We start from the raw sequence: 13,306 nt of genomic DNA, 5'->3' as shown, positions 1-13,306 counted from the left end.
GCGGTTGGGCCCGGGCGTCGGTTGGGCTAGGCGGCGTCGCCGGATCGTCCTTCGGCACTGCCCGCGGAGGGCCGGTCACCCAGGAACCCGGTGGTGCGCGGATCGAAAAGCAGCACCGTGACAACCGCGGCCGGGACCAGCCACAGCCAGGCCATCAGCGCGTTGCCGGGCATGACGAACTGGAAGGCCAGGATGATTTGGAAGACCTGCCAGACCAGCACCGCGGCACGGGTCCAGGCCCGGGCACGGAAGAAGAAGTGGGCGACCAGCAGCTGCCATGCGCCGGCACCAAGGATCAGCACCAGCATGAACAGCCGCGCGCCCAGGCCCAACGCCCCGGGATCGCCCAGCTGCATCGCATAGCCCGCACCGTAGGCGAGCACCGCGGCGCCCTCGAGCACCAGCAGGGCGCAGATGATCAGCACCGAAACCGGACGGCGCTTGGGAGCGGGATTGGAAGGTTGCACGGCAGGCTGGTTCATCACCACTCAAATCTAGCCGGGCGCACCGGGCGAAGCGAAAGCGGAGGGGTCCGGAACCGGGCCGAACTGCGGCGAAGGTGCCGAACAACACCCTTGTCAGCGGCGTCGAAACCTGTTAGTCGACACCCCGTTTCGGCAGCTTGTGACGAAGCACTCAAGACTGCGGGCCTATTTACAACACCGGCCCCTTGTTTACGTGAACGTAACATGAAAACCTTGTTAGGCAGTCGTTCGGGCGAGCTCAATTCTCCCGTCATGCTGTTTTCGCCCCGGCTGCAAGCCTTGGGCAGTTCTTCCTCAGACCTACTTTCAAGGAGCATCATCAAGCATGGATTGGCGTAGCCGCGCGGCCTGTCTGGACAAGGACCCGGAGCTGTTTTTCCCGGTTGGAAACACCGGACCGGCCCTGCTCCAGATTGAAGAAGCCAAGAGTGTCTGCCGACGTTGCCCCGTCGTCGACACCTGCCTGCAATGGGCCATCGAATCCGGCCAGGATGCCGGCGTCTGGGGTGGCATGAGCGAAGACGAGCGCCGTGCGCTCAAGCGCCGGGCTGCACGCGCCCGTCGCGCTTCCTGACGCTTCACAGCACCAAGATTTCGATCGGGGGCCGGTTCCATTGGAGCCGGCCCCCGATTTTGCACCTCCGTACCTCCCGATCCGAACACCGGCAGCAATAAACCTGTACGGATTCGTGTTGGAACGACCCGATATCCGCACCCATAGTTACGATCGATAAGTGACAGAGCCCCGAACCGACCCACGCATTGGCGCCACGCTCGATGGCCGCTACCGGCTGGATGCACGCATCGCCGACGGCGGCATGTCCACCGTGTACCGCGCCATGGACACCCGCCTGCACCGCACGGTGGCCGTCAAGGTGCTGCACGCGCACATGGCCTCCGACCCGGTGGTGCTCGAGCGCTTCGCCGCCGAGGCCATCATCTCCGCCGGGCTGACCCACCCGAACATCGTGGGCGTCCGCGACCACCACGTCTCGGGCGACGCCGCCTACCTGGTCATGGAATACGTGCGCGGGCTGAACCTGCGCGAGGTGCTGGCCGAACGCGGCCGCTTCACCCCGCGCCAGACCCTCGCCGTGCTGCAGGCAATCTGCACCGGGCTCTCCGTCGCGCACGCCGAAGGCATCGTCCACCGGGACATGAAGCCCGCCAACGTGCTGATTTCCGACGACGGACGCGTGAAGGTCGCCGACTTCGGGCTGGCCCGCGCCGCCTCCGCGCACACCAACGCCACGACCTTCTTCGGCACCGCCGCCTACATCTCCCCCGAGCTTGCCGTGGGCGACCCGGCGGACGAACGCAGCGACATCTACGCGGTGGGCATCATCGCCTACGAGCTGCTCACCGGGCAGCAGCCGTTCACCTCCGAAAGCGCCTACGGGCTGGCGTTCAAGCACATCAACGACCGCGTGCCGGCTCCCTCGGCGATCGTGCCGGGGCTCTCCCCCGAGCTCGACGAGCTGGTCGCCTACTGCACCAACAAGGACCCGGAGGACCGCCCGCAGGACGCATCGTTCCTGCTCAGCGATCTCAAGCAGATCCAGCAGTCGCTGACCCGCGACCAGCTGGACCTCGATGCGGAGACCCTGGGCGGCATCACCGACCTCATTCCACCGGCCGCCGTCCCGCACACCACGGTGCACGACCGGCTGGCCCAGGCGCAGCTGTTCCGCAATTCCGCCGCAGAAAGCGCGGCGGCCGCAGCATTGGCCGGCGCGGCGGGCGAAACCGCCGTCCATGTGGCGCAGCACGACGCCACCGCGGCCCTCCCGGCGTTCGCGCAGGACGGCGGTCCGGAAGCGGCGTCGCTCTCCGATGACAGGACGCAGGCGATGCTCGCGCCGTCGCAGGAAACCACGTTGCTGCAGCCACGGTCCGACCAGACAAGCGTGCTTTCGCGGCAGGGTTCGGCCGGCGGCAACACCGGGCAGCTTGAAGCGGTGTCGGGCCAGCGCCCGCTCTCGGCTCGGCAGGCCAAGAAGAGCGCCCGTGCTGCCGAACTCGCGTGGAAAAAGGAAGCACAGATCCCCACGCACCAGCTCGCCCCGAAGTCCCCCGCGCGGCGCAAGTGGCTCATTGCCGTGCTGCTGACGATGCTTGCGGCGGCGGTAGTGGCGATCGGCTTGTTCTTCGGCATGGGCCCGGGCGCTCCCTTCACGGTTCCGACGCTGACCGGTCTGGCCAGCGCCGACGCCGTCTCGCGGCTCGAGTCCCAGGGCGTCGCCGCCACCACCAAGGAAGTTTTCGACGAGAAGATCGAGCGCGGCCTCGTGGTGGGAAGTGAACCCGCCGCAGGGGAAACGATCCGCAGGTTTCAAGGCCTGGAGCTGAGCGTTTCCAAGGGCCCGGAGCTCTTTGCCGTGCCGAACCTGACCGGCCGCAAGCTGGCCGCTGCCGAAAAGGACCTGGCGGAGGCCCACCTGGCCCTCGGCGAGGTGTCCAGGAAGTACTCCGAGGAGGTCGACAAGGGCGTGGTGATCAGCCACAAGCCGGAGGTCGGCGACAAGGTTCGGCGCAACAGCAAGGTCGCGGTTGTCGTCTCCCGCGGGCCGGCGCCCGTCGATGTGCCCTCGGTGCTGGGGCTCAGCCCCGCAAAGGCCAACGCCGCGCTCAAGGATGCGGGGCTGAAAGGCTCCGAGGACTCCAAGGAGTACAGCCGCACGGTCCCCAAGGGCGCGATCATTTCGCAGAAGCCCGCGGGCGGAAAGGCGGAACGCGGTTCCACCGTCACCTACGTCGTCTCCCGCGGCCCGCGCATGATCGAGGTCCCGGACGTGCAGGGCAAACAGGTGGGCGAGGCCCGCACGACGCTGGAGGCGCTCGGCTTCCAGGTCGAGGTCGAGGAGTTCCTCGGCGGGTTCTTCGGCACCGTGCGCACCCAGAGCCCGTCCGGCGGCACCGCCCCGGAGGGATCGACCATCAAGCTGGTCGTCGTCTAGCGAACTGCCGGCCTGGCTCGCGCATTCCTGCCGGCCGGCTGCAGCCATGGGGCTTCAACCGGCCCCGCGGATCGTCGAGGATGCGGGCCTGCCGGAGTTCTACGCGATCCACCGGTCGAGGGTTCCTCCCGGGATTTGGAACAAGGCCGCACAAAGTCCGATGGCCGGGTTCGTTCCACCTTGAATGGTGGAAGGAACCCGGCCATCGTGTTTAAGCCGTGGTGGTGTTAGCCGCGCTGTCCGCGCTTGGCCAGCGCACCCGAGACCAGGAACGCCATCTCCAGGGACTGGCGGTGGTTCAGGCGCGGGTCGCAGACCGACTCGTACAGGTCGTCGAACTGTTCCTGGCGGATCGGGTCGGCGCCGCCGAGGCATTCGGCCACGTCGTCGCCGGTCATCTCCACGTGCAGGCCGCCCGGGAAGGTGCCCAGCGAGTCGTGCACCTCGAAGAAGCCGCGGACCTCGTCCATGACGTCGTCGAAGTTGCGGGTCTTGTAGCCGTTGCCGCTGGTCACGGTGTTGCCGTGCATCGGGTCGGTGACCCAGAGGACCTGGGCGCCGGAGGCGGTGACCTTCTCGACCAGGTTCGGCAGCTTCTCGCGGATGTTCTTCGCGCCCATCCGGGTGATGAAGGTCAGGCGGCCCGGCTCGCGGTTCGGGTCCAGCTTGTCGATCAGCGCCAGTGCGTCCTCCGGGGAGGTGGTCGGGCCGAGCTTGACGCCGATCGGGTTGCGGACGCGGGAGAGGAAGTCCACGTGCGCGCCGTCGAGCTGGCGGGTGCGCTCACCGATCCACAGGAAGTGGCCGGAGGTGTCGTAGGGCAACTCGGTGCGCGAGTCGGTGCGCGTCAGCGCGCGCTCGTAGTCCAGCAGCAGGGCCTCGTGGGAGGCGAAGAACTCGGTGCGCTTGAGCGCCTCGAAGTCCGCTCCGCAGGCGTCCATGAACTTGACCGCGCGGTCGATCTCGCCGGCGAGCTGCTCGTAGGCGGTGTGCGCCGGGTTCGTCGTGAAGCCCTTGTTCCAGGAGTGCACGTCGCGCAGGTCGGCGAAGCCGCCCTGGGTGAAGGCGCGGATCAGGTTCAGCGTGGCCGAGGAGGTGTTGTAGGCCTGCACCATGCGGCGCGGGTCGTGGGCGCGGGATTCCGGGGTGAAGTCGTAGCCGTTGACGATGTCGCCGCGGAAGGCCGGCAACGTCACGCCGTCGCGGGTCTCGTCGTTGGAGGAGCGCGGCTTGGCGAACTGGCCGGCCATGCGGCCCATCTTGATGACCGGCATGGAGGCGCCGTAGGTCAGCACGACGGCCATCTGCAGGATGGTGCGCACGCGGGCGGAGATCTTGTCGGCGGTGGCGCCGTCGAAGGTCTCGGCGCAGTCCCCGCCCTGGAGCAGGAAGGCCTTGCCCTGTGCCGCGGCGGCCAGGCGCTCGCGCAGCACGTCGACCTCGCCGGCGAAGACCAGCGGAGGGCGGGAGCCGAGTTCACGAATGGACTCGGCATAGTGCGGGTTGTCGTTCCAGGTCGGCTGCTGGGCGATCGGCAGGGTGCGCCAAACATCCAGTGCTGGGTCGGCTGCGGGGCCCGCCGGCGAACGGCCTGGCAAAGAAGAGTTCGAAGATAGCTGAGTCACCCTCTAAGCGTAAACCGCCGCACCCGCCGCGCGGGTATCCGGCGCGTAACCCAAGGCATCGGGCCGTTCACAGTGCGCGGTCAACCCACGGTGCGCGCCCGGCGGCGGCTACTTCTTGCCCTGCTGTTCGCGGCGTTCGGCGTCGAGCCGGGCCTTCACCGTTGCGGCGTAGGAGTCCACGTATTCCTGTCCGGAGAGGCGCATGATCGCGTACATGATCTCGTCGGTGACCGAGCGCTGCACAAAGCGGTCCTCGCTCATGCCGGCGTAGCGGGAGAAGTCCAGCGGCTCGCCGATGATCATGCCTACGCGGCGGATGTTCGGCACGCGCTTGCCGATCGGCTGGACCTTGTCGGTGCCGATCATCGCCACCGGGATCACGGGGACCCCTGCCTCCAGGGCGAGCTTGGCCACGCCGAGCTTGCCGCGGTAGAGCCGCCCGTCGGGGCTGCGCGTGCCCTCCGGGTAGATGCCCAGCAGCTGGCCGTCGACCAATGCCTGGGCGCCGGCACCGAGCGAGTTCGCGCTGGCGGCACCGCCGGAGCGGTCCATCGGCAGCTGGTTGATCATCCGGAAGAACCACGCGGTAACGCGGCCCTTGAGGCCCTTGCCGTTGAAGTAGTCGCTCTTGGCCAGGAAGATCACCGGGCGGTCGACCGCCACGGGCAGGAAGATCGAGTCGGAGACCGAGAGGTGGTTGCTGGCGATGATCGCTCCCCCGGTTTCGGGGATGTGCTCGATCCCCTTGACCCACGGCCTGAAGAACACCGTTACCAGCGGTCCGACGATGAACCGCTTCATGAACAGGTAAAACATGTGGTGTGTGCCTTCCGGGCCGGTATGGGATTGTGCTGGCGGCGCGCGAAAATGCCCGCACCTCAAATCAAGTGATGATTCAGTCGTTCTCCGTTAGGCTCTAACTGTAGGCAAAACATTGCCAAAGGTCATACCCCGGCCCGTGCCGAGAGCGCCGTTCGGCCAAACCCATGCGAGGGAGAAAACCGTGCCAAGCAACCAGAAGGTTTCCGGCCAGGACGCAGAAGTCAACGCGCCGTTCCAGCACCAGGGGGACAACGGCGAGGCCGTTCTGGTCATCCACGGGTTCACCGCGGGTCCGGCCAGCATGCTGCCCTGGGCCCAGGCATTCGCCAAGGCGGGATACACCGTGGACCTGCCGGTGCTTCCCGGGCACGTGACCACCTGGCAGGAGCTCTCCCGGACGCCGCACTCGGACATCATTTCGGCGGTGGAGCGGGCCTACGAGGCGCTCGCGGCCAGGCATTCGCGGGTGTACGTGGCGGGCATGTCGATGGGCGGGGCACTGGCGCTGCACGTTGCGGCAACGCACTCCCCGGCGGGCCTGGCGTTGATCAACCCCGGGCTGACCATCGAATCCCCTGTGGTCAAGTTCACCGGCGTGCTGCGCTTTTTCCTGCCGTCGATCAAGTCGATCGCCAACGACATCGCCAAGCCCGGTGGCGACGAGCATGCCTATACCCGCACGCCCATCGGCGGCGTCCACCAGCTGCGCAAGCTGTTCAAGGCCGCGACGCAGGGCCTGCCGAAGATCACCTCTCCCATCATCGTCTTCAGGTCCGACCAGGACCACGTGGTTCCCGAAAGCAGCATCGAGGTGCTGCGCTCCGGGCTGGACGAGAACCTTCCCGTCCAGGTCCGCCGCCTGGAACGGAGCTACCACGTGGCCACGCTTGACTACGAGGCCGACGAAATCTTCAACGAGTCGATCGAGTTTTTCAGGAAGTTGAGCAGCGCGCACCATGACTGATCCGTTTCACGAGCCGGCATCGTCCGGCGATTCAGACGACGCCATCTGGGAGGACCTGGTGCGCCGGCTGGAAGAAGCTCCTGCGGCCGGGCCGGCCCTGCCCCGGGAACCAAGCCCCGAGACGGGCCCGGGATCGGGCAGCACCGGAAGCACCGGCGGCGTGGACCCGACGCTCTTCCGGATGCACCCGGCACTCGGCGGCCCGCGCGACTACGAGGCGGCCGATGACCACGAGGGCTTCATCCCGGAGGACCCCCCGGCGCTCGGCTCCGGGAACCCGCTGCTCACCCTCGCCTGGACGGCCGCGGCGGGGGCTCCGCTGATGCTGCTGATACTTGCCATTTTCTGGAGGCGAGCTCCCATGCCGCTCTGGATCGGGCTGTGCGTCGTGGCACTGGCCGCGGGCGGATTCCTTTTTGCCCGGCTGCCGCGCTTCCGCCACGAGGGCGACGACGGTGCCCGCGTCTAGGGTGCCGGGAATCGCGCATCCCGCTCCCGCCACCGCAAACGCCGTCGGCCCTGTTGCCAAGACCGGAAAATCCCCGTAAGTTACCAGTGAGTACACAATGTGACGCAAGCCACTAGGATGGTGGTAGTGGGACCGGTAGCAGGCATGCAGATCCCGGCCCTCCGACCGAAGGAGCCCCGATGCAGGAATTAGTTGTCCCACCGATGGTGGAGACGCCGCCGCAGACCAACGTCACCGATTTGCTGCTGCGCCACGCACGTTCCGCGGCAAATCCGCCGCTGCTCGCCAAGCCCGGACCCAACGGCAGCTGGATCGACATCTCCGCGTCCGAGTTCGCCGCGGACGCCTCGGCCCTGGCCAAGGGATTCATCGCCAGCGGCATCGCGCCCGGCGCCCGCATCGGCCTGATGGCCCGAACCCGATACGAGTGGACGCTTGTCGACTTCGCCATCTGGTTTGCCGGCTGCGTCACGGTCCCGGTCTACGAAACCTCCTCCCCCAGCCAGGTGGCCTGGATCCTCGGCGATTCGCACGCCGCCGCCGTGGTGGTCGAGGCGCCGCGCCACGAGAACGTGGTCCGCCAGGCCGCCCACCAGGAAGGCCTGGACGAGCTCGGCCACGTGTGGCAGATCGACGGCAACGGCCTGGACGCCCTGCGCGAGGCCGGCAGGGACGTGGCCGACGCTGTCCTGGAGGAACGCCGCTCCGCCGCCGGGCTCGACTCGCTGGCCACCATCATCTACACCTCCGGCACCACCGGGCGGCCCAAGGGCTGCGAGCTGACCCACTCGAACTTCGTGGAGCTCAGCGACAACGCCGCCGCGGCGCTGCCCGAGTGCGTGTACCCCGGCGCATCGACCATCATGTTCCTGCCGCTGGCCCACGTGTTCGCCCGCTACATCTCGGTGCTCAGCGTGGCCGCGGGGGTCAGGGTCGCGCACACCGCCGACGTGAAGAACCTGATGGGCGACCTGCAGTCGTTCAAGCCGAACTTCATCCTGGCCGTGCCGCGCGTCTTCGAGAAGGTCTACAACTCCTCGATGCTCAAGGCCGAGGACGGTGGCAAGGGCAAGATCTTCCACGCCGGCGCCGACACCGCGATCGCCTTCTCCCGCGCCGAGCAGGACGGCAAGGTGCCGCTGGTCCTGAAGCTCAAGCACAAGCTTTTCGACGTGCTGCTGTACTCGAAGATCCGCGCCGCCATGGGCGGAAACGTGGTGCACGCCGTCTCCGGCGGCGCCCCGCTGGGCGAACGGCTGGGCCACTTCTTCCACGGCATCGGGCTCACGGTCCTGGAGGGCTACGGCCTCACCGAGACCACCGCGCCGATCACCGTGAACACCCCGAAGCAGATCAAGATCGGCACGGTCGGGCGCCCGCTGCCGGGCAACGGCGTGCGGATCGCCGAGGACGGGGAGATCCTGGCCAAGGGCTTCTGCGTGATGCGCGGCTACTACAACCGCCCGGACCTCACCGCCGAGACCTTCGTGGACGGCTGGTTCCGCACCGGGGACATCGGCGAGCTGGATGCCGACGGCTTCCTGCGCATCACCGGGCGCAAGAAGGAAATCATCGTCACGGCCAGCGGCAAGAACGTGGTCCCCGCGATGCTCGAGGACCAGATCCGCGCCGACGCACTGGTGTCCCAGTGCGTGGTGGTGGGCGACGCCCGCCCGTTCATTTCCGCGCTGGTCACCCTGGACGCGGAGGCCCTGCCGGGCTGGCTGGAGCGCCACCACCTTCCGGCGGGCACCACCACCGCGCAGGCGGCCGTGATGCCGCAGGTCCGCGAGGCGATCGCGGCGCTGGTCGCCAAGGCGAACGCCAGCGTCTCGCGCGCCGAGCAGATCAAGGAGTTCCGGGTCGTGCCGACCGACTTCACCGAGGAATCCGGGCACCTGACCCCGTCGATGAAGATCAAGCGCGCCCAGGTCCTGAAGGACTTCGAGTCGGTTGTCGAGGAGATCTACGGGGGCGTGAAGCCGCGCGCCTGAGCGCCGCGGCAACGCCGGGCCGGACCCGGCAGCACGCTTCACGAATGCGGGGCGGGACGGACACCCACGGTGTCCATCCCGCCCCGCATTTTTGTGCCATTGGGCAGGTCATCGGGCAAGGCCTTCGGGCGGCTCCCCCTCGGGGACGGCCGCAGCGCCGGAAGGAAACAGTCCTAGAGCGGATCCCCCGGACGGCCTGCGAGGCCCAGCGACAGCAACGCGTTCTCCACGACCTCGCTGAGCGCCGGGTGGATCCAGAACTGCCCGCGCGCCATCTCGACGAGGTCCAGGTCCGTCGCCATGGCCTGGATGAGCGGCTGGATCAGCAGCGCCGCCTCGTGTCCCATGATGTGGGCGCCGAGCAGCCGGCGGGTGCCCTTGTGGGCCACCAGCTTCACGATGCCCTCGGTGTCCTCCATCGCCCAGCCGTAGGCGGTGGACCCGAAGGGCTGGGTCGACGTGGCGACGTCGTTGGCCCCGTGCGCATCGATCGCCTGGGCCTCGGTGAGCCCGACGGCCGCGACCTGCGGGTTGCTGAACACCGCGGCGGGCACCGCGCTGCGGTCCATGGTCCACATCGCCGAGGGGTTCTCCAGGTTGTGGACCACCACCCGCGCCTCGCGGTTGGCCACGTGCTTGAGCTGGTCGACGTTGGCCACGTCGCCCAGCGCGAACATCCCCTCGACGGGTTCCCCGCCGCGCATCACGCGCTGGTACTCGTCGACGCGCAGGGCGCCGTTGGCGCGCAGGTCCAGGCCGAGCGCGGCAACGCCCAGAGTGTCGGTGTTGGGCCGGCGGCCCACCGCGACCAGCACGGTGTCGGCGTCGAGCACCAGTTCGCCCCCGGCGCGGGCAAAGTGCAGGCGCAGGTGGCCCTCGCGCTGCTCGATGCGCAAAAGGTTTGCGTCGAGCTCGACGTTCCAGCGCCTGGCCGCGGCGTCGGTGAATGCGGCGGAGATGTCGGCGTCCTGTTCCCGCAACAGCGCGCCGGAGCGGTTCACCTGGGTCACCGTCGAGCCGAAGGAGGCGAACACCGCGGCAAACTCGCTGGCGACGTAGCCGCCGCCGACGACGACCAGGCGTTCGGGCATCGCCTCGAGGCGCATGATGGTGTCCGAGGTGTGGATGCCGGGCAGCTCGATCCCGGGCACCTGCGGCAGCACGGCGCGCGAGCCGGCGGCGATCACGATCTTCTTGGCGTCGATCGTCGTGCCGGAATCGGTCAACAGCCGGTGGTCCGCGGTGACGGTGACGTGCTCCTGGTAGAGGTCGACGTTCTCCAGCTCGTCGGCCCGGTAGTGCCGGCCGCCCTCGGAGATCGCGTCGATGCGCCCGAAGATCCGGTCCCGGATCGCCGCCCAGTCGCTGCCCTCGTGCACGAGGTTCACCCCGAGCTCGCGCGCCTGGACGGCGCTTGCGGCAAGCTGCGCCGGGTAGGCGAACATCTTGGTGGGGATGCACCCGACGTTGAGGCAGGTGCCGCCGAAGATGCCGGCGTCGATGATGGCGACCTTCTTGTCGTCCCAGAACGGGGTGATCAACGAGTTGCCGGAGCCCGACCCGATGATCGCAAGATCGTAGTGTGCGGCCTCGTAGCGTGCGGGCTCGTGGTGCGCCATGGCCTAGCGGCCCGCCCGGATCGCGGAAATTTCGGAAACCAGTTGGTCCAGCGCGTGGCGGGCGGCCCTGCGCGGTGCCCGGCGTTCGGGTGCCGGCAGGCCCAGCGCCGCGTCATGCGGCAGCACGACCACGGGCCTGTCCAGGGACGCGGGCAGCTCGAGCGCGCCGCCGTCCTCCGTGGCGCCGTAGTTGACGACGAAAACCGTGCGTTCCACGAGCCCGGCGTTGTCGTTGGCCACCAACCAGTCCAGCTTCTCCTGGAAGGTCCCCGTTGCGGCGGCCGCGGCGGGCGCCAGCAGGACCAGGACGTCCGTGCCCTTGAGCGTGCCGTCGAAGGCGGCACGCATCAGGCCAGGGCCGGCACCGCGGACCTGCATCCCGTGGTCTTCCAGCCGGTACTCAAGCGCCGCACACAGCGTCGCGAGCCCCGCATGCGGTTCCAGAGCAACGACGGTGACGATCCCCGGGGCTCCGGCGGTGGCATCGGATCGTCCTCCGGGCTGCTCCCCCGCCGCCTCGGCGACGGAATCCGCCGGGACTGCCGCGGCGTGCAATCCCGCCGGGGCCTTCGTATTCGATTCGGACGCCTCATGTGCCGACGGCGCGGCCGCCTCCGTGGCGGCACCGCGCTTGCGGAACAACCTGGCGAAGAAACCCGCAGAACTCCCTGGCATGAAACCCGACCCCTTTTCGCAGTGGCTGTTCTCGCACTGCTTGTTTTTCGAAGTAGCTTTTCCGTGGACGGCCGAACCTGTGGATCGGTCGCAGAATCGCACCATAACACGAGAGCGAGGACGAACGCCCGGTTCGGGGTCCATCCTCGCTCATGTGTCCATCCGGTGCGCCGGCCGCGCATCACCCGCAGTCAATGCGTGGTTGGTGCACGGCCGGCGTACCCGCTTCCGCCGGTTAGGCCGGCACGACGACGAGCAGCAGGTCGCCGCCCTGCACCTGCGCGGTGCCGCCGATGGCCAGACGGCTCACGGTGCCGGCGACCGTGGAGGTGATGCCGGCCTCCATCTTCATGGCCTCGATCGTCGCCACCGTGGCGCCGGCCTCGACCGTATCGCCCACGGCGACCTTGGCCGTGACGGCACCGGCGAACGGGGCGGCGATGTGGCCGTGGTTGGACGTGTCGGCCTTCTCCGCGAGCACCGCGGTGGACTCCACCGAATTGTCGCGCACCATCAGCTGGCGCGACTGCCCGTTGAGCGTGACCATCACGGTGCGCATGCCCTTGTCGTCGGCCTCGGAGATCGACTGCAGGGACACCAGCAGGCGCACGCCCTTGCCCAGCGAGACCACGTGCTCGCGGCCCTTGACCAGGCCGTAGAGGTAGTCGCGGGTGTGCAGCGAGGACAGGTCCCCGTACGTCTCCAGGGTTGCGGCGAAGTCGCGCGTCGGGCCGGCGAAGAGCAGGCGGTTCAGCGTGGCGCGGCGGGTCTCCGAATCCGCGTTCAGCGCCGCGGAATCCTCCGGCTCCAGCACCTCGAGGCGCGGGTGCACGACGCGGCCCTCCAGCGCCTTGGAACGGAACGGTTCCGGCCAGCCGCCCGGCGGGTTGCCCAGCTCACCGGAGAGGAACTGGATGACGGAGTCCGGGATGTCGAAGGACTTCGGGTCGGCCGCGAACTCGTCGGGGTCCACGCCCATGCCCACCAGCGCCAGGGCCAAATCGCCCACCACCTTGGAGGACGGGGTGACCTTCACCAGGCGGCCCAGGATGTGGTTCGCCGCGGTGTACATGTCCTCGATGGCCTCGAAGCGCTCCCCCAGGCCCAGCGCGATGGCCTGCTGGCGCAGGTTGGAGAGCTGGCCGCCCGGGATCTCGTGGCGGTAGACGCGGCCGGTCGGGGCCGTGAGCCCGGACTCGAACGGCGCATACATGGCGCGCACCGATTCCCAGTACGGCTCCAGGGAAGCCGCGGCCTCCAGGGAGATGCCGGTGTCGCGCTCGGTGTTCTCCAGCGCGGCGATCAGCGCCGAGGAGGAGGGCTGGGAGGTGGTCCCGGCCATCGAGGCCGCCGCCACGTCCACGGCGTCGACGCCCGCGTTGATCGCGGCCATCAGGGTGGCCATCTGGCCGCCGGCAGTGTCGTGGGTGTGCAGGTGCACGGGCAGCTCGAAGCGCTCGCGCAGGGCCGTGACAAGCTTCGCCGCGGCGGCCGGGCGCAGGAGCCCGGCCATGTCCTTGATCGCCAGGATGTGCGCGCCGGCGTCGACGATTTCCTGGGCCAGGTTCAGGTAGTAGTCCAGCGTGTACAGGTCCTCGTTCGGATCCAGCAGGTTGCCGGTGTAGCACAGCGCCACCTCGGCCACCGCGGTGCCGGTCGCGCGGACCGCCTTGATCGCCGGGGCCATCTGCGAGAC

Annotated in this window: 11 protein-coding genes; 5 read left to right on the top strand and 6 right to left on the bottom strand. The window is 68.6% G+C overall.

From position 1 onward, the window contains the following. Positions 1–26: 26 nt before the first annotated feature. On the bottom strand, positions 27–485 hold the full coding sequence (locus ACIQLF_RS09105) for a hypothetical protein (RefSeq protein WP_400297104.1): 459 nt from the start codon (positions 483–485) through the stop codon (positions 27–29). A gap of 325 nt (positions 486–810) precedes the next feature. Between ACIQLF_RS09105 and ACIQLF_RS09100 the strand changes: the two genes are divergently transcribed. Further along, entirely contained in the window at positions 811–1,059 is a 249-nt protein-coding gene (locus tag ACIQLF_RS09100; RefSeq protein WP_068738138.1) for a WhiB family transcriptional regulator, read from the top strand. A gap of 160 nt (positions 1,060–1,219) precedes the next feature. Continuing rightward, the gene (locus tag ACIQLF_RS09095) at positions 1,220–3,442 is read left to right on the top strand and encodes a PASTA domain-containing protein (RefSeq protein ID WP_400297101.1); all 2,223 of its coding nucleotides are present in this window, start codon (positions 1,220–1,222) and stop codon (positions 3,440–3,442) included. Positions 3,443–3,669: 227 nt separating this feature from the next. Here the strand turns inward: ACIQLF_RS09095 and ACIQLF_RS09090 are convergent, their stop codons facing one another. Then, positions 3,670–5,067: a class II 3-deoxy-7-phosphoheptulonate synthase gene (locus ACIQLF_RS09090; protein WP_400297098.1), complete on the bottom strand. Its 1,398-nt coding sequence runs from the start codon at positions 5,065–5,067 to the stop codon at positions 3,670–3,672. Between the two features lie 108 nt (positions 5,068–5,175). Continuing rightward, complete coding sequence (locus tag ACIQLF_RS09085; protein ID WP_387532240.1) at positions 5,176–5,883, bottom strand: lysophospholipid acyltransferase family protein; 708 nt, start codon at positions 5,881–5,883, stop codon at positions 5,176–5,178. Positions 5,884–6,070: 187 nt separating this feature from the next. Here ACIQLF_RS09085 and ACIQLF_RS09080 point away from each other — a divergent pair, with 187 nt between their 5' ends. The 3 genes from ACIQLF_RS09080 (at position 6,071) to ACIQLF_RS09070 (ending at position 9,316) form a co-directional block, all read left to right on the top strand. After that, a complete protein-coding gene (locus ACIQLF_RS09080) occupies positions 6,071–6,853 on the top strand; it encodes an alpha/beta hydrolase (protein ID WP_400297095.1) in 783 nt (260 codons plus the stop codon). Beyond that, positions 6,846–7,322 carry a hypothetical protein gene (locus tag ACIQLF_RS09075; protein WP_400297092.1) on the top strand — a complete coding sequence of 159 codons (477 nt, stop codon included), beginning with the start codon at positions 6,846–6,848 and terminating at the stop codon, positions 7,320–7,322. Before ACIQLF_RS09080 ends, ACIQLF_RS09075 begins: the two co-directional genes overlap by 8 nt. A gap of 179 nt (positions 7,323–7,501) precedes the next feature. Then, positions 7,502–9,316 (top strand): AMP-dependent synthetase/ligase, encoded by a 1,815-nt coding sequence (locus tag ACIQLF_RS09070; RefSeq protein WP_400297090.1) that lies wholly within the window; start codon positions 7,502–7,504, stop codon positions 9,314–9,316. 173 nt (positions 9,317–9,489) lie between these two features. Here the strand turns inward: ACIQLF_RS09070 and ACIQLF_RS09065 are convergent, their stop codons facing one another. The 3 genes from ACIQLF_RS09065 to ACIQLF_RS09055 form a co-directional block, all read right to left on the bottom strand. Beyond that, positions 9,490–10,935, bottom strand: a complete 1,446-nt coding sequence (locus ACIQLF_RS09065; RefSeq protein WP_400297088.1) for a mycothione reductase — start codon at positions 10,933–10,935, stop codon at positions 9,490–9,492. Positions 10,936–10,938: 3 nt separating this feature from the next. Further along, the gene (locus tag ACIQLF_RS09060; RefSeq protein WP_400297085.1) at positions 10,939–11,610 is read right to left on the bottom strand and encodes a hypothetical protein; all 672 of its coding nucleotides are present in this window, start codon (positions 11,608–11,610) and stop codon (positions 10,939–10,941) included. 235 nt (positions 11,611–11,845) lie between these two features. After that, positions 11,846–13,306: biotin/lipoyl-containing protein (locus ACIQLF_RS09055; protein WP_400297083.1), on the bottom strand; the 1,461-nt coding region annotated here is incomplete at its 5' end.

This window comes from Paeniglutamicibacter sp. NPDC091659, assembly GCF_044756805.1.
In the GTDB taxonomy this organism is placed as follows: domain Bacteria; phylum Actinomycetota; class Actinomycetes; order Actinomycetales; family Micrococcaceae; genus Paeniglutamicibacter.
The sequence above is the reverse complement of the archived record's forward strand: the minus strand, read 5'-3'. Positions and strand labels throughout refer to the sequence as shown.

What these genes read in the sequence shown, in the direction of transcription:
- ACIQLF_RS09075 (WP_400297092.1), top strand. Translation starts at nt 6,846, where the DNA reads ATGACTGATCCGTTTCACGAGCCGGCATCGTCCGGCGATTCAGACGAC.
- ACIQLF_RS09060 (WP_400297085.1), bottom strand. Translation starts at nt 11,610, where the DNA reads ATGCCAGGGAGTTCTGCGGGTTTCTTCGCCAGGTTGTTCCGCAAGCGC.
- ACIQLF_RS09085 (WP_387532240.1), bottom strand. Translation starts at nt 5,883, where the DNA reads ATGTTTTACCTGTTCATGAAGCGGTTCATCGTCGGACCGCTGGTAACG.
- ACIQLF_RS09100 (WP_068738138.1), top strand. Translation starts at nt 811, where the DNA reads ATGGATTGGCGTAGCCGCGCGGCCTGTCTGGACAAGGACCCGGAGCTG.
- ACIQLF_RS09070 (WP_400297090.1), top strand. Translation starts at nt 7,502, where the DNA reads ATGCAGGAATTAGTTGTCCCACCGATGGTGGAGACGCCGCCGCAGACC.
- ACIQLF_RS09065 (WP_400297088.1), bottom strand. Translation starts at nt 10,935, where the DNA reads ATGGCGCACCACGAGCCCGCACGCTACGAGGCCGCACACTACGATCTT.